Consider the following 23,882-nt stretch of genomic DNA (forward strand, 5'->3'; position numbering starts at 1 on the left):
TGCGCATGGTGATTGACCCATGCTCAAGGTTAAGTGTCGCGGTGATCTAGGGGATCAACGTCCATTATAAGCAGACCCGGCTTTTTTTTCAAATGCAAAAACAGATAGACAAAATAATTTGCCCAATAACTAAGCCGATGTTACACTGAATCGCGTAAATGACCACATGAGAACAGGATGTGTTCCGAATGTCGAAGTTACGCCGTTTTTACCTGAATCACCTGAAGCGGAAAATGTTCAACAAGATTATTTTGCTCTATTCGACGGTGATGATCGTATTGTTTGCGGTCGCGGCAATCCTGGTGTATCAGTACCAAACCCAGCGGATGATCAGGGAGCAGACCGATGCGAATCTGAAAACAGCGCATGTGTTGAGCATTTATTTGAGCCGGCAGCATGACAGCGTGCAGAACGTCATCCAGCAAATATACGGGGATGCGACGTTAAGCGATGAATTAATTTATTTTTTAAATCATAAGTATGAGAGCTACCTCGGGTATCGGCTTAATCTGTTCTCCAAAACCGGGGAGCAAAGCTTGCGTTCCTTCAACACATTGCTTAAAGCTTATTTGGAACAGGAGCCGGGAGCGGAAAGCGTATCGATTTACAGCTATCCCAAAAACTTTTACCTCTATATCAGCCGCGAAAAGCAGCAGCTCAACGGGGAAACTGGCTCCAGTAGCGATTGGAGCGAATGGATTGCTCATCGCAGGCTGCATGCATGGGACACGATGCCGTATACCGAACAATTCACATCGGCGGGTAAGGAAGATTCCCAGCTATACTCTTATTCTAGAGAGCTGCAGGATCCGTGGACGCTTGAAAAAGTGGGGATGCTGAATGTCGAATTTGATGCCAGGCAAATTTCCTCCTGGCTGCAGAGCAGAGCCCCGGTCATCAACGGGCGGATCCTGGTCCTGACCTCCGAGGGAACCGTCCTATACGATTCGGAGGAAACATATTTTGGACAAACTTATCCCTATCGTTCGGAGCTGGAGAATACAGGGGATTGGACCGAACTGGATGAGCTGTCGAAGGTAAATGTATTAAATATCGGGAACGCCGGATTGTTCGTCGTAGGCATCGTATCCAAATCATCGATCCAGCAAAATATAGAAAGTTTAAGAAATGGCTTGATTGTCGTAACGATATTATTTATTACGGCCAGCTTTGCAATTACGTCAACGATTATTCGCCAATTTTCCAAAAAAATTCAGCGGATTCTCCGCTCGATGAACCGCATCGGGGAAGGGGATTTATCTACGCGAATTCAAATGCCGGGCGAAGACGAGCTGCAGCAAATTTCCCAGCGGTTTAACGATATGGGGGATCGGCTGGAACAGTACATCGATAAAATGTACACGTCTGAAATCAAGCAAAAGAACGCCGAGCTGGTCGCTTTACAATCGCAAATTAATCCACATTTTTTATACAACACGCTGGAATCCATACGGATGAAGGCGTATTACATGGGCGCAAAGGACGTAGGTCAGATGATTTACAGTCTATCGGTCATGTTCAAAAACATGGTGAAGAAAAGCACGATCATCACGATCGAAGAAGAAATTGATATGTGCGCGAACTACTTGGACTTATTCCGTATCCGTTATGAAGGCCGGCTGGAAGTCAATATTGAGGTTGAGACGTCTATCGCAGGCTTCAGCATCATTAAGCTGCTGGTTCAGCCGATCGTGGAGAACTATATCGTTCATGGATTCCGTTCCTTGGAGTTTGATAACATCATCACGGTTCGTGCCTATCGGGCAGAGGATCGAATACATATCATCGTCTCGGATAACGGTTCGGGGATCAGTCCGGAGAAATTGGCTGAGATCCGCCGGACACTGGCAAGGGCGCAGCAACCGCCAGACAAGGATCACAGCTCGATTGGCCTGATGAATGTACATGAAAGAATCATTATGAATTACGGAGAAAGCTACGGGTTGACAGTGAAAAGTACTGAGGGACGGGGAACGGAAGTTCAGCTTGAAATTCCGATGATCCGGAAGGGGGAATAGGCATGCGAAAAGTGTTTTTTGTAGATGATGAACCCCTCATTGCTCAAGGCTTGACCTCGATCATAGAGTGGAGTCAGTATCAATTGAAAATCGCAGGCTCGGCCAATGATGGCGAGCAGGCGCTGGAGAAGCTGAAGGAAGAACCGGTCGATTTGCTCATCACGGACATTATGATGCCTAGAATGAACGGGCTTGAGCTTATCAAAAAAGTAAAGGAAATGCATCCGCGAACCAAATTTATTGTGCTCAGCGGATATGAGGAATTTGAATATGTGAAGGTGGGAATTACGCTAGGTATTCAAAACTATTTGCTAAAGCCGATCAATATTGACGAATTGGAATCTACGATCAAGCATATTCGCGGTGATTGGGAGCGGGAGGAACTGAAGATGTTCCGCTCGGAGGAGGATTGGAAAGTGCTGCGCAGCAATGTGCTGCAAAGATGGGTTAACGGGGAAATTGAGAGTCATGAGTTTAGGCAGAGAGCCGAGCTGCTTGGCATACCGCTGAACTATTCATTTTATCATGTCGCTATTCTTCGCCTAATTTCGGAAGATAAACCGATTTCCCAGCTATATCGTTTAACTGGACTAGCAGATGAATTTAGCCAAATCGCTGCGCAGACGCTTGGTGAAGGCCATGAGGTTATTTGTTTTCCCGATGTGGATGATGATATCGTCGTCCTGTTCGCGTCGCATGATGTGCATAATGCCGCTGTTCAAGACAGCATTACGGCAGCTATGCAGCGCTTGCATGGCATGACCATGATCCGCCTATGGTGTTCCTGGGGCCATACGAATAATTTTAAAGAAGTTCAGGAGGGCTACCGGGCCGCGAAGGGATACCTGGGCCGGAGCATCATAGCTCGAGAGGGCGGCATATTCTATTCGCTTGCTGAGGGTCAGACGGATATCGAAATACCCCAGAAGCCGCTGAATCAGGAGCAGATGAACAAGCTGCTCATTGAAGGGAATGAGCCCGCCCTGCAGGCGTATATTGAATCTCTGTTGTGCAGCGCGGGGGATGAGCAGGTGGTGTACCGAGCGCCGTACATCAATATCGCTATTCAACTTATGCTTACCGTGAAAGATATGGAGAAAAATCCTGATTATAGCGAGGTGTTTGCACCGCTCCACATAATCAGTACGCTGCAAGGGCTTCAGCAGCATGTGTGGGCGACGATTGAACGAAGCTTGGAGCTGCAGCGGCAAAGTGATACGGGCTACAGTACGCATGTCTCATTCCTGATTGAGCAGGTCCAGCATCATTATTCAGAGGAGCTCTCCCTGAAGACGTTAAGTCAGCGGCTCCAACTGCATCCGAACTATCTGGGACAGCTTTTTCAGCAGGAAGTCGGCTCCAGCTTCTCGGATTATGTGAACCAGTATCGGATTGAGAAAGCGACGCAACTGCTGCTTCATACCGAACAGAAAACAGCAGAAATCGCCGTAAATGTCGGCTATATCGACAGCTCCTATTTTTACCGGCAGTTTAAAAAATATGCTGGCGTATCACCTACGGAATTAAGAACAATGTATGCCAAATAAGCGCAAAATTGAACTGAGATAGGCTGCCCACCGGCTTTGAGGGCAGCCTTTTTCTTTCTTGCACTGCTCCTCCCTGGAATAAGAATAACGAATCGTAGGGAGTTTACGTCCGCCTTTGGGAGCCATTTGTTTCAATCAAATCTAATCAAGACAGATTTCTTTAATTTGTCCATGACTTTCTAGTATTTTTCAACTTGTGGCTGGCAGCGCTTACTTGGCACAATAAAAGTAGTTAAGGGCAAGCGTAAGAAGCGGAGTACCCGCTGCCGTGTTGATGATCATAGGGGATCGATAAACACGATAATGAGCTTGTAAGTAACAGGCATAAGGGGGGTTGATCATGTCGGCGTTTATCAAAAAAGTTATTCGCAACCGGGCATTGCTGATTATGATACTGCCAGGGACGGTCTGGTTTTTGATTTTTGCCTATTTGCCTATGTTCGGTACAGTACTTGCGTTTAAGGATTTCCGCATTAGCCGGGGTGGATTTTTCGCCAGTGTGTTCAATAGTGAATGGGTCTGGTTCAAAAATTTTGAGTATTTATTTACGACCAATGATGCTTTCATCATTACGCGCAACACCATTCTGTACAACTTGGCTCTGATCATCTTGGGACTCGTGATCGCTGTGAGCTTTGCGATTCTGCTGAGTGAGCTGGTCAACAAGCGGATGGCCAAAATATATCAAACCGGCATGTTCCTGCCGCATTTTCTGTCCTGGGTCATCATCAGTTATTTCGCGTTTACCTTCCTTAGCATGGATAAAGGGACGGTAAACCAGATCATTACCTTTTTCGGCGGGGAGCGGATTAGTTGGTATTCAGAGCCGAAGTATTGGCCGTTCATCATTTTATTTGTCGGCATCTGGAAAGGAGTTGGCTATAACAGTGTCATTTACCTGGCCGCCATTACAGGGATCGACAAGTCTTATTATGAAGCGGCTGTCATTGACGGGGCCAGCAAGTGGAAGCAGATCCGCTATATTACGATTCCGCAGCTTAAACCACTGATGATCATATTGACCATTTTGGCGATCGGCGGGATCTTCCGTTCGGATTTCGGATTGTTCTATCAGCTTCCGAAGGACTCGGGTGCGCTCTATCCGGTTACGAATGTTATCGACACCTTTGTATATCGCGGGTTGATCAACATGGGAGACGTTGGGATGAGCACGGCAGCGGGATTATATCAATCGATGGTAGGACTTGTATTGATTTTGATCGCTAACTATATTGTTCGAAAAATCGAAAGAGATCATGCGATCTTCTAGACAGCGGAGGTGCTTTATATGACACAGTTATCAACTCAAGCCGCCCCGCAACCGGGAAAGGTTAAGAAGAAGCGGGATTACAACGCCATATCTCCAGTATGGAATGTTATTTTCAACATCATTATCGGCTTGTTTACTTTCTCATGCATATTTCCGTTTCTGTTCGTTATCATGATTTCCTTGACTGACGAGCAGACCTTGGTGCAACAGGGCTTCAGCTTATTTCCGAGTCAATTCAGCATCGCAGCCTACGAATATATTTTCCGGTCGGGCAGTGAACTGATCTCCTCCTTCGGAGTGACCTTGATAGTAACGGTGCTGGGCACGCTGCTAAGCTTGATTCTGGTGACTACATACGCTTATGCGTTATCCCGGCGAAGCTTTGAATTTCGAGGATTTTTCAGCTTTCTAGCATTTTTCACCATGCTGTTCTCGGGCGGAATGGTGCCAGGCTACATCGTAATGACCCAGTTTTTGCATTTGCAAAATACGATCTGGTCGCTGATTTTTCCCTTATCGATGAGTGCGTTTTTCATTATCGTCATGCGCACCTTTTTTCAAACGACGGTACCCGATGAAATTATCGAATCTGCAAAAATAGACGGGGCCGGCGAGTTTCTCACGTTCGCCAAAATCGTGCTCCCGGTATCGCTGCCGGGCATAGCGACGATCGGCTTGTTCAGCTCGCTAGGATATTGGAATGATTGGTTCAATGCCTTGCTGTACTATAACAATCCACAGAAGACACCACCGCTGCAGTTCATGCTGATGCAAATCGAGAAGAACATGGACTTTCTGACGAAGAACGCACAAAATATTGGCTCTTATGATGTGGCCGCCAGCCTGCCGACCGAAACGGTAAGAATGGCTATGGTCGTTCTGGCGACAGCGCCGATTGTCATGGCTTATCCGTTCTTCCAAAGATACTTTGTGCAGGGATTAACGGTGGGCTCTGTGAAAGGTTAAATCCAGGTTGCAGCCAGCTACACTCGGTTTGAGGAAGCACAGTATGACAAACCGGTTGTGTAAGTGGTTCAATATAGCTTAACTACTATGTGACACAGGGGGAAGGAACATGTTCAAGAAAAGATTCTTACTAATGTCTCTTGCTTTACTACTAATGTTGTCCGTTGTCTTGACCGGATGCGGCGCCTCTAAAGGGAGCGCTGGTTCATCCAAAGAAGAAGAGGCAGTACAAAGCGATGGAACGGTTGATGTTTCCAAGCTTGATCCGGTGAAGCTGAAGCTGTACCTGATTGGCCCTATGCAGAAGGATCTGCCTAAGGTTCAGGACAAAATCAATGAGTACTTAACCGAGAAAATCAATGCGACCATCGACATTAACATGATCGATTGGGGCGATTACAGCCAGCGAATGCAGGTCATCACCAGCTCCGGCGAAAATTATGATATCGCTTTCACCAGCTCTTGGGCATTTGATTACCTGCCGAATGCCGCCAAAGGAGCGTTTATGCCTCTGAACGATTTGCTTGATCAGTATGGAGAAGGAATTAAAGAACAGCTCGATCCACGTTTCCTTGAAGGTACAAAAGTAAACGGAGTCAACTATGGCATTCCTGCAAACAAGGAATTGGCGCAGCAATTCGTATGGCGCTTCAATAAGGAATATGTGGACAAATACAATCTTGACATATCCAACGTTACGACGCTTGAGGATTTGGAGCCGCTGCTGAAAACGATCAAGGACAACGAACCAGCGGATATTACTCCTCTAGCTGTACCGAAAAACTTCAAGCCTTACATGCCATTTGACTATCAACTGGGTGACGAAATTCCGATTGGGATGTACATTGGCACCGAGGATTTCAAATTTGTGAATGTGCTGGAGTCTCCAGAATTGGAAGCCGCGCTAACCACGATGCGCCAATACTATAAAGCAGGTTACGTACGCGAAGATATCGCTACATTAGATGGCATTGATAACTTCAAGACTGGAAAATGGCTAGTAGACCGCGAGATTACCCAGCCTTACGCTGATCTTGGCTGGTCAAGAAATGCAGGCTACGATATCGTGACTCGCCCGATGCATGATCCGGTCATCTACACGAGCTCTGCTGCTGGTTCCATGATGGCGATTTCGTCGTATTCCAAAAATCCGGAGCGGGCGATGATGTTTCTTAATCTGCTCAACACAGATGCTGAATTGCGCAATATGATTCAATACGGACTCGAAGGAACGCATTATACAAAGCTGGAAGGACCATATATTGAAGATTTGCCGGCGATGCAAGAAAATTACGCCATGCCTGGATTTGCACTCGGCAATATGTTCTTGACTTACCTGCATGAAGGCGAGCCAGAGGATAAATGGGATGCTTTTGAGAAATTCAATTCGTCCGCGATCGTAGCGCCTACCTTCGGATTTAACTTTGATACGGGTCCAGTAAAAACGGAGGTTGCGGCCATTACAAACGTGGCGAAGGAATTCATTCCTCCACTCTATACCGGTTCGGTTGATCCGGAAACGTATTTGCCGAAAGCAAAACAGAAATTCAAGGATGCAGGGATCGATAAAGTCATTGCAGAAGCGCAAAAGCAGTTCGATGAATGGAAGGCGAGCAATCAGTAAATCGTTGGAGGGATACTATGAAACGAATCAATCCGAATTTTTTTACACGTACAAAATGGAAACGGAAACTGACATTAGCTTTGGGTACGGCACTGCTTGCAGCCTCGTTAACAGGCTATGCGGGAAAGGTAGAGGCGGCTCAGCCGTATTCCTCGTACTGGTATCCAAGCACATTGCTGGAATGGTCACCGTCCACGGATAAGGATGCTCCTTTTAATCGGGGAACCGTGGAGCTTCAGAGAGGCAGAATTCAAGGCGATAAAATCAATTCGAATGCGAAGAATGAAGCGAAGGTCATTTCCCTGGCATCGATGTATCCAAGTACAAGCGGCGCTCCTTCTCAGGGATCTGATAAGTTCCATACATATACTTTCAGCTACTGGCAGTATGTGGATAAGCTCGTGATGTGGGGCGGTTCAGCAGGAGAGGGGCTAATCGTTCCGCCAAGCGCGGATGTCATTGATGCAGCCCATAAAAATGGCGTTCCGGTTTTTGGAACAGTGTTCTTGCCGCAGCGGGAGCATGGCGGAAAAATCGAATGGATGCATGATTTACTGCAGCAGCGCGAGGATGGATCGTTCCCGGTGGCGGATAAGCTCATTGAGGCTGCCCAGTATTACGGATTCGACGGCTGGTTTATTAACCAGGAAACCCAGGGAGGCACGCCGCAGGATGCAGCCAAGATGGCGGAGTTTTTAACTTATTTGCAGAACGCCAAAATGTCGGGCATGGAAGTCATTTGGTATGATTCGATGGTCGATACTGGTCCGGTGGCCTGGCAAGGAGCTCTGACCGATCGGAACAAAATGTTTTTCCAAAATGGGGAGCAGCGTGTGTCCGACAGTATGTTCCTGGATTTTAGATGGCAAAGCAATGTCAATTCGTTATTAAATTCACCGGGCAAGGCCCAAGAGCTGGGGCGCAGTCCTTATGATTTGTATGCGGGTATTGATGTAGAGGCCAGAGGATATCAGGGCAACTATAATTGGCCAATCTTATTCCCAAATGGGAAGGAGGCACCGGTATCTCTCGGCATTTATCGGCCGGACTGGGCTTATAACAGCTCGGAAACCCAGGAAGAATTTATGGAGAAAGAGCAAATTTTCTGGGTGGGCCAGCACAAGAACCCGCAGAACACGCAGCTGCCTGGAGGAAGCAGCCCGCTTGCCTGGAGAGGGATCGCTAACGATATCGTCGATAAGAGCGTGCTGACAGGCTCGGAGTTTATTACTCATTTCAATACGGGCAATGGTCATATGTTCGCTATTAACGGCGAAGTTATGAGAGATAAAGACTGGAGCAATCGCAGCTTACAGGATATCCTCCCGACTTGGCGCTGGATTACCGAGACTAAAGGTGACGGGGCAGCACTTGTGCCGAGCTTTGACTTCGGCAAGTCATATTATGGCGGAAGCTCATTAAAGGTAGCCGGCTCGATGAGTCAAGGCGCAGCCACCCATGTGAAATTGTACAAGGCGCAATTGCCGGTGCAAGCGACGACGGAAATTTCGCTCATCTATCAGGATAATTCGAGTGCAGCCAAAGTAAAGATCGGTTTAGCATTCTCCGATGAACCGGATCAATATGAGCTCTTCGAGCCTAAAAAGTGGGAGAAGGCTGGGGAACAGCAGGACTGGAGAGAAGGTAGCGTCAGGCTGAATCAGTATGCCGGTCGTATCATTACTGGTATATCGTTGCAGTTTGAAGCTGGCGCGGCGATAGACAATTACAGCGCGAATGTCGGGCGGCTCGCTGTTACTCAGGTGAATGATAAGGCGAAGAAACCGGGGGATGTCACGGGACTGCAGGTCATCGAAAATGACTTCCGCGATGGCATATACGGCGATGCCCGCCTGTCCTGGAATGCTCCGAAAAAGGACAGTGATGTGCTGTACTATCAAATATATCGCGTGCATCCGGACGGTAAATATGAGCTGGCGGGCATGACAGGCAACAATGTGTACTATGTGCCTGAAATGAAGCGGTTGGATAAAGAAAAATCGACTAAAATGGTCGTCATTCCTGTAAACCGTCATTATGAAAAGGGCAAGGCGGCAGCCGTAGGCTTCGATTGGCCGGAGTATCCGCAGCCGATTGCCGCTTTTGAAGCCGACAAGACGCTGATTGCGCCTGGCGAGGCGGTGCAGTTCACCGACCTATCGTCGGAAGTGACCGAAGAATGGAGCTGGAGTTTCCCTGGCGGGACGCCTGAACAGAGTTCAGAACGCCATCCCAAAGTGACTTATCATGAAGAAGGTACGTTCGAAGTGACTTTAATCGCGAAAAATATAGTAGGAGAAAACGAGGTTAAAAAGCAGCTTATTACTGTAACTAAAGAAGCCGTAAACGGCATAGGTAATCTTGCCCTCGGGAAAACGGCTTCTGCATCCAGTTATGTGAATGAGAAGGAAGCTCCAACATTTGCTTTGGACGGAAATGTGAAGACGAAATGGTGTGCAGTCGGTGAGGGACCACATACTCTAACGGTAGACTTAGGCTCAGAGCAACAAATTAGTGAATTCGTCATTAAGCATGCCGAAGCGGGCGGTGAGCCAGCTGCGTTTAATACGCGGGCATTTACTATTCAGCTTAGCTCGGACGGAGAGAATTGGAACAATGCCGTAAGCATAAATGACAATACTAAAGGCGTCAGCAAGCATGCCATCGGGCTAACGAAGGCTAGATACGTACGTCTGCAGGTCGATAAGCCGACACAGGGTGGAGATACTGCAGCCCGTATTTATGAATTTGAAGTGTTAGGGCTGAAATAATTATAAAGCGCAATCCGGATAAACGTTTATCCGGATTGCGCTTTGTTTGCTTTAGTTTCTATGAAGCCGTTGCGTTATTTGCTAATAAGTCTTGGACGTACCAGGAGCAAATAGCTGCATACAGCGCCAAGCTCGGCGATCACGATTACGATCCCCAGCGGCACCGCGGTGTGCTCGCCACCTAAACCTACGAGCGGGGCGACGGTAGCTCCAAGGATATAGGGGATAAGTCCGAGCAGGGCGGAGGCGCTCCCGGCGGCTTTCCCTTGGCTCTGCATCGCCAGCGAGAAGCTTGATGTGGAGATGATCCCTACGCAGGATACGACAAAAAATAAAGGAATAAGGACAGTGATCAGCTTGCCTCCAAGCAGTATCGCCGTCAGCAGGCCTGTGGCGCCCGCCAACGCTAGAACCAACCCGAATTGCAGCATCTTGGCTTCTTTAATTTTTCCTGCCAAACGGCCTGTAGTTTGACTGGCGATGATAATGCCGACGCCATTTGTAGCAAAAATAAAGCTGTACATTTGCGGCGAGACCTCAAATACATTCTGCATGACGAAGGAGGAGCCGGATATGTATGCGAACATCGCGGCAGAAACGAGGCCTTGCGTCAGACAGAAGCCGATGAACAGACGATCTCCCAGCAACCTACGAAAGGTCATCCACATGGCGGCGAAGCCGCCGGATTGCCTGCGCTCCCTGGGTAGCGACTCGGGAAGCCCGAATAATACCGCGATCATCATAACAACACCGATCAAGGCTAATACTACGAATACGCCCCTCCAAGACGTAAACTGCAGCAACTGCCCTCCAAAGATCGGAGCGAGAATCGGTGCGGCACCATTGACGAGCATGAGCAGCGAAAAGAATTTCGTCAGTTCCGTGCCGGAGTAAAGATCGCGTACGACGGCGCGGGAAATCACGATTCCAGCTGACCCAGACAAGCCTTGGACAAAACGCAGGGCAATAAGTATCCAAGCCGAAGGCGCAAATACGCAAAGCAGCGAGCTTATCGCGTAAATGCAGAGGGATATAATCAGCGGTGCACGACGGCCGCGCACATCGCTCATCGGTCCAGCTGCCAATTGACCCAGCGCTAGTCCAAGCAAACAGGAGGTCAGGCTGAGCTGAATAATGGAAGCTGTCGCATTCAGCTCTTCAGCGAGCTTGGGCAGTGCCGGCAAATACATATCGAGCGAAAGCGGCCCAAAGGCAGACAGACTGCCGAGAATAAAAGCCGTCTTCAAACGTGCGGAACGGGATAAGGGACGTGAAGACGTCTGAGAATCGCTGGTAATTGAATTCATATACTGTGCTGACATCCTTTCGAGACAAGGCGATTATTGCATAGTCTGACGTATAGACGCAGATTATTTCATTATACTATATCAGTGAAAATAAGCGGTAAAAAGATACAATTCCGCCGAAAGTTCTTTTTGTTTGTTATACCGGACGTTTCACTTGTTTATAGATATAACAAAGCGCATATCAGGTTTACCGCGATAAAGGAAGAATGAATTAATCCGCTTGCATGCCAGGTTAGGGCCCAACCCGGATAAGGAGGCAGAGTATATAATGAATCCGAAATGGTGGAAGGAAAGCGTAGTATATCAAATTTACCCAATAAGTTTTAAAGACAGCAATGGGGACGGAATCGGCGATCTCAAAGGCATCATCTCCAAGCTGGACTATTTGCAGGAGCTGGGGGTCAACGTCATTTGGCTGAGCCCCATTTATAAATCCCCCGGCCATGACAACGGCTATGACATTAGCGATTATTGCGATATTATGGAGCAGTTCGGCACAATGGAGGATTTTGACCGATTGCTTCAGGACATGCATTCCCGGGGGATGAAGCTTATGATGGATCTGGTGCTGAACCATACCTCGCATAAGCACCCGTGGTTCATAGAGTCCCGCCAGTCTAAAGACAATCCGAAGAGGGATTATTACATATGGCGGAAAGGGAAAAACGGAGGCCCTCCTAACAACTGGGAATCTTACTTCAGCGGCTCGGTTTGGGAGTATGATCCGCAAACGGATGAGTATTATTTGCATTTATACTCCAAATACCAACCGGATTTGAATTGGAACAATCCCGTGGTGATCGATGAACTGCATAACATGGTGGAGTGGTGGCTCAAAAAGGGAGTGGACGGCTTTCGTTTTGACGCGATATCGCATATCGTCAAAGCCGAGGGGCTTCCAGACGCCAACAACCCCCATCAGACGAAAACGGTGCGGGCCTATGAAATGTTCTCCAATCTGGAGAATGTCCACACTTTATTGCAGAACCTGCATGACAAGGTGCTATACTATTACGACATTATGACCGTCGGAGAAACGTCGGGACTCGGTCCAGAGCAAGCGTTGGATTATGTCGGAGATGGCCGGCGCGAGTTGAATATGACGTTTCAATTCGAGCATATGTTCATAGACGCCGCTTCCACAGGGAGCGGTAAATGGAACGTCGTTCCCTGGAACCTGCTCGAGCTGAAGAAAATCATTAGCAACTGGCAAAACGTTCTCCACGATCGGGGCTGGAATGCGAATTACTGGTGCAATCATGACCAGCCACGCTCGGTTTCCCGCTTCGGGAACGATGTGCTGTACCGGGTTCCTTCGGCAAAAATGCTGGCCACCTTCATTCATACACTGGAAGGGACGCCATATGTTTATCAGGGAGAAGAGATCGGAATGACGAACATCGCTTTTGAGTCTATCGACGATTACCGCGATGTGGAGACGCTGAATTATTACGAAGAACAGCGGGATAACGGGGTGCCGGAAGAAGAGATCATGCAGGCGCTTCGCAAGAGAAGCCGGGACAACGCGCGAACCCCGATGCAGTGGGATACGACTACAAATGGTGGTTTTACAACGGGGACTCCCTGGATTAAAATCAATTCCAATTACATGGAGATCAATGTAGCAGAAGCGCTGAATGATTCCGACTCCATCTTTCATTATTACAAGAAGCTGATCCAGCTTCGCAAGCAGCACAAGGTTATCGTTTACGGCAAGTATAAGCTGCTGCTGCCGCTGCATTCCGAAATTTATTCCTACACTCGGACGCTGGATAACGATCAACTGCTGGTGATCCTTAATTTTTTTGAACGGGAGCCGCTGTTTGAACTGCCAAAGGAATTATCCCCGGAGGGAATGGAATTGCTTATCTCGAATTATCCGCCACAAAAAAATGAAGACTTATGCAAACTGAAGCTGCGTCCGTATGAAGCCAGGGTATATTTGCAGCGTTTGCCCAAATCTAAATGAATGGAGAAAATCGCTTATGCTGCAGGATTGCATCATCGTCGGAGGAGGAATCGCCGGACTTCAGGCCGCAATTCAATTGGGTCGTTATTCCGCTTATGATGTTCTAGTCGTTGACGCCGGAGAGGGCAGATCAACGCTCTGCCGCTGCTATCACAATATTCTAGGCTGGCCGGAGGGAGTATCGGGGGAAGAGCTGCGGAGCAGGGGGAGGGAACAGGCAGCGAGCACCGGTGTCCGCTTTGTTCAGGATAGGATTATAACAGCGGCTCGAACCGATGCCGGGACGATACTCCTTACAGGGGAAGCTGGAAGTACATACGAGGCCTATACGATGCTGCTTGCAACCGGAGTGAGCGATCGTATTCCTGAAATCCCCGGACTTCTCCCGCTGCTGGGAAGCAGTGTGTATATTTGCCCGGATTGCGACGGGTATGAAATCCAAGGCAAGCTTACCGTTTTGATGGGGGCAGGCGATGCCGGCGCCAGCATGGCGCTGCTTCTGGCCGAACGGACAAATAAGCTGACTTACGTGAATCATGATTGTTCCAGGGTAACTCCGGAGCTGTTGGAACGGATTCATCTAGAAGGCATTACTTATATTGAAAGAGCGATTGCGAAAATACGGCCTGCCGCGGAAGGACAAATTGAGCAAGTCGTGCTTAGCGACGGTACTGTTCTGCTCGCTGAGCGGGGCTTTATTGCCTTTGGCGGAAACAAGGTTCATTCCGAGCTTGCCGGGCAGATTGGGGCTGCTCTCAGTGATAACGGCCATGTGGAAAGTGATCCGCGAAGCAAGCGAACGAGCGTGGATAACGTATGGGCCGCCGGCGATTTAGCCCTGCATGCGGAGCAGGCCACCGTAGCGATGGGCGAAGGTTCCATCGCGGCGATTTGGATTAACAAGGCCTTGCGGACACAGAAAGGAAAATCCTATTAACTCAAATCTATATTATGATGGTATAATAAGGGCATTGTAACAGTTTATGCTTTTTATAGCTGGTAAGGGGGGAGAGAATGATCCTTGAAGTAGCCGAGCTGCATGTGAAGCCGGGAACGATCAATGACTTTGAGAGCAGTTTTCGGCAAGCGTCCAAGATTATATCGGGCATGCCAGGGTATATCGACCATGAACTGCATAAATGTGTGGAAGAGGAGAATAAGTATATTCTTCTCGTCAAATGGCGGTCGATTACCGATCATGAGGTTGGATTCAGGAAGTCGGAACAGTATCAAGAGTGGAAAGCGCTGCTTCATCATTTCTACGACCCGTTTCCCGTTGTCCAGCACTATGTCCAGATCAAGCAGCTCATCGATTAATCCAAGGAGGCCAGTCCATGGGAGAAATTATTTTTAGTCAATTGGAATTCATTCGCAGTCAGACATTGAAAATGGTTCAGGATTTGCCGGAGGAACAGGCGGATATTATACCTGCAAGGTTCCGCAACAATATTCGCTGGAATCTAGGGCATATTGCTTTTGTGCAGGACGCATTTGCATTTCAGCTCAGCGGTCGTCCTTCGCTGATTCCTAGCGAATATAAGAGTTTTTTTGCTAATGGGACCTCCCCGGAAAAATGGACGGAAGATGTGCCAAAGCTCGCTGATATTGTTGAGCTTCTAGGGCAGCAGCCTAAGCAGATTGCTTCGATTTTATCAGGCAAGCTGGAGGAGCGCGTTAGTAAGCCGTATACGACATCGTCCGGCTTTACGCTGGACACGGTCGAAGGATTTTTGAATTTCAACCTTTATCATGAGGGAATGCACTTCAGCGTTATTAAAATGTACAAGAAATTAATCCAAAGCTAGCCTCGCAGGCTAGCTATTTTTATATTTTTTTGTTATCTTTGGTGGGATTGAAAGCTGAAACGGATAGGGGCCACCATTAATGTTGACATCATATGCAATCGAGCATGCGACAATCGATGATTTACAAGAGATCGTAGACATCTATAACGAGACAATCGACAGCAGAGAAGTTACGGCTGATCTGGAGCCGGTGACGGTGGAAAGCCGCTTGAAATGGTTTGCGGAGCATACGCCGGACCGTAGACCGCTATGGGTAGTTAGGGCCGGAGAAAACAACAGGTCAGGTTTGACTATTGAGCATGGAAATCCTGTGATCGCTTGGCTTAGCTTTCAGTCCTTTTATGGGCGTCCTGCTTATGACAGCACGGCGGAAATAAGCATCTACATAACCTCTGGGTTCCGCGGGCAGGGCATCGGCAGCCTGTTGATCGAGAAGGCCATTGCATCATGCCCGGAAATTGCAGTGAAGACGATACTCGGTTTCGTGTTTGGCCATAACGCCGGAAGCTTGGCGCTGCTGCACAAGCACGGGTTTGAGCAGTGGGGGCTGTTGCCGCGGGTCGCTAATTTGGACGGAAACGAGAGAGACCTTGTCATTTTGGGAAGGAGGGTAGAGAGCCAGTAAGCGGCTGATTCAATGAACAATAAAGTGAGTTTGCGTCTGTATTTACCGAGTGACAAAGTGCCATTAGAGCGCTTCGAGCTTCCCGAAGAGCAGGTCCTTTTCAGCGCTTTGCCGAAGGACGTGCTGGATGAAGCGAATCGGGATGAGTACCAGTACCCAGTGGTCATTACATACGAGGAGATTCCTGCCGGCTTTTTTATTCTGCATGAAGGACCGGACATCGAGGAATTTACCGTGAATCCCGATGCGATGCTATTGCGTTCCTTCTCTATCGACTACCGCTATCAAGGGCAAGGGCTTGCCAAAACAGCGATGCTCCAGCTTCCCGAATTTATGAAATCCCGCTTCCCCGGGCATAATGAAGTCGCATTGGCCGTAAATAAGCGCAATAAAGTGGCCCAGGCCGTATATATGGCTGCGGGCTTCCAAGATAAAGGCAAATTGATCGAAGGCCCGATCGGGCCGCAGCATATTTACCATCTGGCGCTAAATTAGAGCAATGAGTATAGTAAAAGAGCTGTTCCCGAGCGCAGATTGCAATGTTAGGGAACAGCTCTTGTTATGTTGTTTTGCTTATAACAACGCTCCAAAAAACGCGTTGACGAAACCGTAGATAAAACCTACGACAAAGCTGATGACCAAAAATACGATCGCATAGGATGGAACTTGCCGTACCCGGTATGCTCGGACAAACATATAAACAGGGACGATCAAAAACCACCAGACCGAAGTCGTACGATGGCCTGAACGCTGCAGTTCATTTTTATCCAGTGAGCAAAACAGAGCATATAGTCCGACCATGATGATTGTTATCATGAAACTGAATCCCGAGCCAACGTCCCGGGCGAGAAGATATATAAGATTGCCGATGCCAGCAACCCCAACGATAAGCCACATATATGTATTGTTGATTTTTTGCAGCGGATATTGTCCGGGTGGGACCTGAGATCCGATATGCTGTCCCGGATAGACCTGCGCACCGGGGATATAGCCTCCTGGAGGGTATCCTGCTGGTCCAGGAACCGATCCGGGCTGCGATCCGGGATAGGCTTGGCCTGCGGGTGCTTGATTCGTATATGTTCCATTATACGGAGGACGGGCTTGCTCTGTTGGAGAGCCGCTGCCGGGCGCAAACATGATATGATTAATCAGTTCTGTCGAAGATAGCGGCGTCCATTCGGCCATTCCATCGGTCCAAACCATCGTGCCGGGATGGAGCTCGCGGTAAATGTAATAATCTCTTTGCATCTGTCCGATGGTGACCGGGCCTTTGATGATGTCGTTATACACATAATACCAAGGAACCGGACTTGTGTTATAATTGCTTCCCATGAATATCATCCTGCCTTTTAAAAAAGATTTGCAAAATATAGCATAATATCCTCAATAGTACCATGGAATTACATAGAAGTAACGAGGGAACTGAAGTTTTTAAGCGAAAAAAGTCATTATTTGCTATTATTAATCCATATTAAGAGAAGAGAGAAACCAATCGAACCCGTAGGAGTGGTAGAAGAATGAGTATAATGGAGACGATCCGCCAGCCGAAGCAGCGCAAGCTGCTGATGAGCGCGGGGCTGAGCTGGATGTTTGACGCGATGGATGTCGGCATGCTTTCGTTCATTATCGCCGACTTAAGCCTGAAATGGCAGCTGTCCCCTCAGCAAACCGGCCTGTTTACGAGTATCAACTCGATCGGCATGGTCTTCGGGGCGGCCATCGCTGGTTATATGGCGGATAAATACGGCCGAAAATCCGTGCTGCTGTGGACGCTGTTGATATTCTCGCTCGCGACAGGCTTGTCGGCAGCGGCCACCGGATTTGCGGTCCTATGCATCCTTCGGTTCATTGCCGGCTTTGGCTTGGGAGGGGAGCTGCCCGTTGCCTCTACGCTGGTGTCGGAATCGGTTCAGTCTAAGGATCGGGGAAGAGCGGTCGTGCTGCTGGAGAGCTTTTGGGCGGCCGGCTGGATTGCTTCGGCTTTGATTGCCTATTTCGTGATACCGAAGTACGGCTGGCAAGCGGCCTTTATTATCGGCGGGCTGCCAGCGCTGTATGCCCTATACTTGCGCAGGGCGATCGAGGATCCGCCGAGATTCACAAAGCAAACGGTAGAGAAGGGAAAACAAGCGACGTCGTTTCGCCAGAGATTCAAATCTGTGTGGGCCAAGCCCCATCGTCGTGCGACGATCATGCTGTGGGTACTCTGGTTCACAGTCGTATTTTCTTATTATGGCATGTTCCTGTGGCTGCCGTCGGTGATGATGCTGAAGGGATTCAGCCTGGTCAAGAGTTTCGAGTACGTTCTGATCATGACGTTGGCACAGCTTCCTGGTTACTTTACGGCAGCCTATTTTATTGAGAAGTTTGGCCGCAAATTTGTCCTTGTTCTATATCTGGCGCTTACCGCCGTCAGTGCGGCATGGTTTGGCCTCGCGACTACGGAAGGCGCATTGATCGCTGCCGGCATTTGCCTGTCGTTTTTCAATCTTGGCGCTTGGGGCGGGATGTACGCTTATACGCCTGAGCTGTATCCCACCGGAGTACGGTCAACGGGCGTTGGGTTGGCTGCCTCATTCGGCCGTGTCGGCGGAGTTATTGCGCCGTATATGGTAGGGATGCTCGTTGCCAGACATTATCAAATCGGATACATCTTCGGTATCTTTTTCGTGACCATTCTTATCGGTGCGGCGGCCGTATTATGGCTGGGTACAGAGACGAAAGGCAAAGAGCTGGTGGATTAGCCGAGACAGTTCAGCCCCAGGCTGCCGAAACCGGTAGCATGGGGCTGCTGTATTTATAAGCTTAGTTGATGGTGATGCAGTTCTTCTCCAGGTTTAAGCGCATGTCCGGTAATGCCCAGCTTGCTAAGCTCGCTGACGAACAGGTCGCCATCCTGCCGGATCAGACCGAAGGTATTATAATGAATAGGTACGACATGGCGGGCGCTAACCCATTCCGCTGCAGTCAAAGCATCCTCTGGGCCCATCGTAAAGAAATCGCCGATCGGGATAAAGGCCAAATCGACCCGGTGACGCGTGCCAATCAGCTGCAAATCGGTGAACAAAGCCGTGTCTCCAGCGTGATAGACGGTAAACCCATTCAGCTCGAGCAATATCCCCGCAGGATTCCCGAGGTAGATATTTGTGCCATCTACTTCAACAGATGAGCTGTGCAGGGCCGGAGTGAACTTCAATTTACCGAACGGAAAAGTGAAGGAGCCCCCGAGATTCATACCGGTTGTCTCGAGCCCTTTGGCTGCAAAATAGTTCGCTAATTCAACGACGGCAATGACCGGGCATTGATTGTTGCGGGCAATGGCCTCGGCGTCGCCGATATGGTCGGAATGGCCATGCGTCAGCAGCACGTAATCGGCCTCGATGTCTTCAGCCGAGACCGTAGCGACCGGATTGCCCGTTAGGAACGGGTCGATGATAAGCTTGTATTCGCCGGTGTCGATGTGAACGGAAGAATGTCCTAAATAGGTCAGCTTCATTTTTATCACCTCAATGAACGTAGTTGAATCCCTACTAAATTATAACTGACTTGGGCGCTTGAGTCACATTTCAACTAATTTATGTAAGAAGAAGAACGGAAGTATTGTATTCGGGACTCGAACATGCTACGTTGTGAAGCGAGAGGGGGAGCAGGATGAGCACTGCGTTTGAGCAATTGAAACAAGAGAGAATCATCGCCATTCTTCGCCATGTGCCTGATGATCGGGCAGACGGATTGATCGCGGCTTTGGCCCGTGCAGGGGTAGTGTTTGTGGAAGCGACATTAAACAGCGACGGCGCGTTGGGCATGATCTCGCGCTGGCGCGAGCAATTTGGCGATCGGATGCGTATCGGGGCAGGTACGGTCCTAGATTTGAACATGGCCAAAGAGGCCGTATCCGCAGGGGCAGAGTATTTAATCTCCCCAAATTTGGATGAAGCTGTCGTGAACTATGCCCGCGAACAATCGATTGATGTTTATCCGGGCGCGATAACGCCAAGCGAGATCGTCAGAGCTTGGAATGTGGGGGCAACCGCGGTAAAAATATTTCCCATGGCATCGATGGGGCTCGCCTATTTGCGCGAGATCCGGGCTCCGCTTAGTCATATACCGATGATCGCCACGGGAGGTGTCCGGCTTGATAATATTCATGAGTTTTTTCAAGCGGGAGCAACTGCGGTCGGACTCGGGGGGAGCATCGTCAATATGGCTCTCGTAAAAGAAGGGCGCTTTGATGAAATCGAGCGGAATGCGGCAGCGCTCGTGCAAGCAGCCCGGCAAGCTGACGATATATAAGATTAGGCGGCTTCAACAATAGAGTACACAACCAGCAAGCTCCCTTGACCAACGGTTGAGGGAGCTTGTTGGTGTTTATGATCCGTTTATCCGTTTACGGATTAGGCCAGCTTGCGATCACTGTCTGGGTTCGCGGATTATCGTATGCGCTTGCCCAGTAGTAGTCTCCCGATAGCACGCGCTGCGGCCAGAAGCCGACTTCTCCAGCGGCGTCAGGCAATGCTTCCGAATGGGCAAACAGGATACCGCTTGCATCGGGGGCTAGTTCGATGTACTTGCCTCCATTAAAGGTGAAGCGACCGTATACCCTGGCGATGATTTGTTCACCTGTTTCGTAATCGCCCACTTTTAGCGTCACCTTCGAGCGAGTACCTTCGCGGACGATATTCATTCCGCTGATGATCATCGGGCGAAGGGTTGTGCCGAAGGTCGTGGCCGAAGTTATTTCTGATGCGGGGCCGATATTGCCGCTAATGTCTTTGGCCGCAACCTTGTAATAATATGTGGTATCAGGCAGTAGGCCGCGGTCCTTATAGGTCAGGTTGCGGGACTGGCCGGCGATGTTTGTAGAGCCAGGTTCGAAGTCGGGCTCGGTGCTGCGGTAAATGACGTATTCCTCGATGTCCGAATTGTCGAAAGCCCTGCCGTAACGGAGGGTTATGCTCTGATAGTCGAAGGCTTCGGCGGATGGCTGCACGCTCACGGCAGTCGGCGGACTCACATCTTCAGGCGTTACCGTCCACTTCACTCCACCTGGCCCCCAGGCCGAAGGCAGCCAGCGAATCGAATCATAATGATGCATGGCGATGCCCCCGAAGGCGGGATTCCCGCTGAACCAGGCATAGACCTTATCCAGCTCACTTTCCATATAAGTTCGGCCTTCCTCGCGGAAAGTAATGGTTTCCGGGTCTCCGCTGTTGGCAATATCCAGCGTTTCGACGCCAATAATGACCGAGTCCGGCTTTCCGATCAAATTGGCATAGTCGATTTCCCCTTGCGCATGCGCAATGATTCCGGCGCTGCCGTCGGCTGTATCGCGGTAGTCCATAATCGTAATATAATCGCTCATATCCTGAATATGCTCGGACAGCCATTTGGTATGCCCGTTCCACGTAATATCTTTGGCTGGTTCGTTGCTGTCGAACCATCTGGGGATGGCCGGACCAAAAGGCAATGCGATGCCTGCGGTATCTCTACGGGCTATCAACTGCTCCATGATATTGAGATACTGTAGCTGTACCGAAGGCTTTTGCAGTTTGAATTCCGGAAGGATATACGGTTCGATATCCACGTTTACGCCGTCAAACTGCTCGTTAGCAGATGAAGATAAATTATAGTTGATGACTTTCTCCATTTCACGTATCGACAGCTCATGATACGGGGTTAACGCTCCAAAATAGGGCGGAACCGTTCCTCCGGCGATACAGGCATGGACTTTAAAGCCGTTATCGTGAGCCCAGGCTAAGAAATCGCGTACTTTGTGGGTCTCATCCTCCAGGATGTCGACGCCTTCATAAGGGAATACACCAAGATAGAAGGTTGTTACCGGGTCGGAGCCGAAGGTGGCAGTATCGTCTGAGAAAGCCTTAAGGGCAGTGCGCGAGCCTGGGTTGAGGAATAAATTATAGGCGGCTTTTTCCCAAATCCATATGGCTCGATCCTGCCGATCCAAAACGATCTCTTCTGGAACTACTTCGCCATTCTTCACGTATACGGTCAAGCTGCGGCCGATATTGCCGAATTGGTCGATTGCCCGAGCCTCGATGCTTGAGGTGCGGTTAGGAGCTGAATCGGCATCCCATATATATTCGTAGTTCTGGCCGGAGCCGCTGGCGGCATTCCATGGTCCGCTGTTAATTCTGACTTCAACGGTTTGAACCGGATTTAAGGCATAGACGGATATTGCAACGGAGATTTGTCCTTCGACGAGGGAGCCGTCCAGCGGCTGATCAATGTGCACAAGGGGAGGGGAGGAGTCTGGATTATCGACCTCGATCCGTTTGACCGGGGTTGTTACTCCGTATCTGGTCTCACTGCTAAGTCCTCGCGCAACGAGGCTGATCTCTCCATGGTACCGGCTGGTGTCCAACTCGGCGTACCATGTGCCCGTCTCTGTTCCGCTCAAGTTGTTCATGTGTGTATCGAGCTGCTCGCGCCCATTCACAATCAGCTTGATTTCGTAGATGTCCGTAAAATGCCCGGCAATAATAACTTGGCCTGCTGCTACCTGCGCCCCATCGCTGTGGGAGTCGATCGTGATTTGCGAATCGGCCCAGGCCGCGGGGGGCTGAGAAACGGGGAACAACGGCATAATACCGACGATGAGCATCATGACCAGCCATTTGGATAGCGAAGGGAGAACGCGTGATTTCCTGTCTGTAACCTGACATGACATCGTGAATCCCTCTCTTTCCGCGGGATCAACACCGCTGCTATAGTTGTAAACGTTTACAGCATCCATTGTAGCGGCTAAAAATTTAGAAGGGCAACGGCCTTAAATCGACCATATTACAGTACAGAATATCAAAAAAGCTCTTTCCATTTTTGAATGACTATCGATCATTCTGAAAATGGAGAGAGCTTCAGGGTAAGACGGGTTTTAGAAATAATAGGGACTAAGGCTTGCTTCGCCCGGCCAATTCCATCATTCCCACGAGGTCATGAACGGCGATGCCCGCATATGAACTGTAGGTTCTGCCAAGCTGATCCAAATAAAGCAGCTGCGTGTTCATATAGTCGTATCCATCCTCATAGAAGGATACATGATTCCCTTCAGCGGAATATTTAGTCTCTACGCCAGTATAAATACGCTTGTTCAACTTTGCCGCCTCTTGAAGCTCCTCTTTAGCTAGGTTGATGACGGCTGTGGCGCTATCGCGGTAAGACATCAGGGTCACGGAGTCGTATTGGGAGATCATCCAGGAGCTTAGTGACATTTCCGAGTCGCTTGCTGCATATTTATCTAACCAGAAAGGCAGGTCAGCAGCGATTGGCAGCTTCATCTTCTTAGCCTCTTGAACGATATACTGTACATTGGACTGCCATTGCCCAATGACGGTATTCATGTCGTTCTTCCACTCAGGTAAAAGATAAGGTTCAATATCTACATGTACGCCTGTGAATTGTTCCTCTTCAGCGGCCATCGCTTGGTAACTGCGTATCCAGTTCATAAAGCTTGTCAACTGAGAGCGGTTTGATTCTAGCGCCCAGTTTGGGGCTCCGTTCAAAGCGTGAACCTGGATACCGAGCGCATTCGCTTTGTAGATGAAGTTCTTGTAATAAGGGATGTCTACGCGCGTGCTGATTTGTAAATAAATCATGTGGATGCCTTCCGAAGCGGAGAATGCCAGTAGCTCTTCGGTCTGCGTTTCGATCAGTTTAGTATTCCACAGCCATGTTGCTTTGGGAAGCTTGCCGGTTGCAGCGGCTTTGGTTGATGTGGGGGTACTTATAGTGCCGAATATGATCAAGCTTGCGATTAACAGGAAGAAGAGACGCCGGAGAAAAGGATTTAAATGTAAAGTCATGTTGTCCAGCTCCTTTAATAATAAAATATTCACAAAAATAGGACTATGGTGGCGGGAAGATGAAAGGATTTCATGATATGCTGTTACTTCCAGGCCCTACCTCCTATTTTTTCTTTACCGTATGAAAAATACATGAAAGAATTGGTTATAATTGCACTAT

Annotated in this window: 19 protein-coding genes; 14 read left to right on the plus strand and 5 right to left on the minus strand. The window is 49.0% G+C overall.

All coding sequences use genetic code 11. The annotated features are described in order from the left end of the window. Positions 1–188: 188 nt before the first annotated feature. From ACYUJT_RS05775 to ACYUJT_RS05800, 6 genes are all read left to right on the plus strand, one after another. On the plus strand, positions 189–2,018 hold the full coding sequence (locus ACYUJT_RS05775; RefSeq protein ID WP_460319445.1) for a sensor histidine kinase: 1,830 nt from the start codon (positions 189–191) through the stop codon (positions 2,016–2,018). A gap of 2 nt (positions 2,019–2,020) precedes the next feature. Continuing rightward, on the plus strand, positions 2,021–3,565 hold the full coding sequence (locus ACYUJT_RS05780) for a response regulator (RefSeq protein WP_460319446.1): 1,545 nt from the start codon (positions 2,021–2,023) through the stop codon (positions 3,563–3,565). A gap of 340 nt (positions 3,566–3,905) precedes the next feature. Further along, entirely contained in the window at positions 3,906–4,835 is a 930-nt protein-coding gene (locus ACYUJT_RS05785) for an ABC transporter permease (RefSeq protein WP_460319447.1), read from the plus strand. A gap of 18 nt (positions 4,836–4,853) precedes the next feature. Beyond that, positions 4,854–5,801, plus strand: coding sequence for a carbohydrate ABC transporter permease (locus ACYUJT_RS05790; RefSeq protein WP_460319449.1), 948 nt, complete (start codon positions 4,854–4,856; stop codon positions 5,799–5,801). A 109-nt stretch (positions 5,802–5,910) separates the two neighbouring features. After that, entirely contained in the window at positions 5,911–7,425 is a 1,515-nt protein-coding gene (locus ACYUJT_RS05795; RefSeq protein WP_460319450.1) for an ABC transporter substrate-binding protein, read from the plus strand. Between the two features lie 17 nt (positions 7,426–7,442). Next, the gene (locus ACYUJT_RS05800) at positions 7,443–10,196 is read left to right on the plus strand and encodes an endo-beta-N-acetylglucosaminidase (protein ID WP_460319451.1); all 2,754 of its coding nucleotides are present in this window, start codon (positions 7,443–7,445) and stop codon (positions 10,194–10,196) included. A 74-nt stretch (positions 10,197–10,270) separates the two neighbouring features. On the opposite strand, the gene ACYUJT_RS05805 is transcribed toward ACYUJT_RS05800, so the two are convergent. After that, a complete protein-coding gene (locus ACYUJT_RS05805; protein WP_460319453.1) occupies positions 10,271–11,503 on the minus strand; it encodes a multidrug effflux MFS transporter in 1,233 nt (410 codons plus the stop codon). 268 nt (positions 11,504–11,771) lie between these two features. On the opposite strand from ACYUJT_RS05805, the gene ACYUJT_RS05810 reads away from it, so the two are divergent. The 6 genes from ACYUJT_RS05810 (at position 11,772) to ACYUJT_RS05835 (ending at position 16,397) form a co-directional block, all read left to right on the plus strand. Then, a complete protein-coding gene (locus ACYUJT_RS05810; protein ID WP_460319454.1) occupies positions 11,772–13,472 on the plus strand; it encodes a glycoside hydrolase family 13 protein in 1,701 nt (566 codons plus the stop codon). A gap of 16 nt (positions 13,473–13,488) precedes the next feature. Beyond that, a complete protein-coding gene (locus ACYUJT_RS05815; RefSeq protein WP_460319455.1) occupies positions 13,489–14,409 on the plus strand; it encodes an NAD(P)/FAD-dependent oxidoreductase in 921 nt (306 codons plus the stop codon). Between the two features lie 77 nt (positions 14,410–14,486). Further along, positions 14,487–14,789: an antibiotic biosynthesis monooxygenase family protein gene (locus tag ACYUJT_RS05820; RefSeq protein WP_155611119.1), complete on the plus strand. Its 303-nt coding sequence runs from the start codon at positions 14,487–14,489 to the stop codon at positions 14,787–14,789. Between the two features lie 17 nt (positions 14,790–14,806). Then, positions 14,807–15,277: a DinB family protein gene (locus tag ACYUJT_RS05825; protein WP_460319457.1), complete on the plus strand. Its 471-nt coding sequence runs from the start codon at positions 14,807–14,809 to the stop codon at positions 15,275–15,277. A 79-nt stretch (positions 15,278–15,356) separates the two neighbouring features. After that, complete coding sequence (locus ACYUJT_RS05830; protein WP_460319458.1) at positions 15,357–15,902, plus strand: GNAT family N-acetyltransferase; 546 nt, start codon at positions 15,357–15,359, stop codon at positions 15,900–15,902. Positions 15,903–15,914: 12 nt separating this feature from the next. Then, positions 15,915–16,397, plus strand: coding sequence for a GNAT family N-acetyltransferase (locus ACYUJT_RS05835; protein WP_460319459.1), 483 nt, complete (start codon positions 15,915–15,917; stop codon positions 16,395–16,397). 78 nt (positions 16,398–16,475) lie between these two features. Here ACYUJT_RS05835 and ACYUJT_RS05840 read toward each other — a convergent pair whose 3' ends face one another. After that, complete coding sequence (locus ACYUJT_RS05840) at positions 16,476–17,234, minus strand: DUF4339 domain-containing protein (protein WP_460319460.1); 759 nt, start codon at positions 17,232–17,234, stop codon at positions 16,476–16,478. Positions 17,235–17,419: 185 nt separating this feature from the next. Here ACYUJT_RS05840 and ACYUJT_RS05845 point away from each other — a divergent pair, with 185 nt between their 5' ends. Continuing rightward, positions 17,420–18,646 (plus strand): MFS transporter, encoded by a 1,227-nt coding sequence (locus ACYUJT_RS05845; RefSeq protein WP_460319461.1) that lies wholly within the window; start codon positions 17,420–17,422, stop codon positions 18,644–18,646. Positions 18,647–18,699: 53 nt separating this feature from the next. Here ACYUJT_RS05845 and ACYUJT_RS05850 read toward each other — a convergent pair whose 3' ends face one another. Beyond that, on the minus strand, positions 18,700–19,398 hold the full coding sequence (locus tag ACYUJT_RS05850) for a metal-dependent hydrolase (RefSeq protein WP_460319462.1): 699 nt from the start codon (positions 19,396–19,398) through the stop codon (positions 18,700–18,702). A 155-nt stretch (positions 19,399–19,553) separates the two neighbouring features. Between ACYUJT_RS05850 and ACYUJT_RS05855 the strand changes: the two genes are divergently transcribed. Continuing rightward, positions 19,554–20,195 carry a bifunctional 4-hydroxy-2-oxoglutarate aldolase/2-dehydro-3-deoxy-phosphogluconate aldolase gene (locus tag ACYUJT_RS05855; RefSeq protein WP_460319463.1) on the plus strand — a complete coding sequence of 214 codons (642 nt, stop codon included), beginning with the start codon at positions 19,554–19,556 and terminating at the stop codon, positions 20,193–20,195. A 94-nt stretch (positions 20,196–20,289) separates the two neighbouring features. On the opposite strand, the gene ACYUJT_RS05860 is transcribed toward ACYUJT_RS05855, so the two are convergent. Then, the gene (locus tag ACYUJT_RS05860; RefSeq protein ID WP_460319465.1) at positions 20,290–22,590 is read right to left on the minus strand and encodes an Ig-like domain-containing protein; all 2,301 of its coding nucleotides are present in this window, start codon (positions 22,588–22,590) and stop codon (positions 20,290–20,292) included. A 220-nt stretch (positions 22,591–22,810) separates the two neighbouring features. Further along, positions 22,811–23,722, minus strand: a complete 912-nt coding sequence (locus tag ACYUJT_RS05865) for a hypothetical protein (RefSeq protein ID WP_460319466.1) — start codon at positions 23,720–23,722, stop codon at positions 22,811–22,813. Between the last annotated feature and the right edge of the window lie 160 nt (positions 23,723–23,882).

The organism is Paenibacillus sp. YSY-4.3, assembly GCF_054767475.1.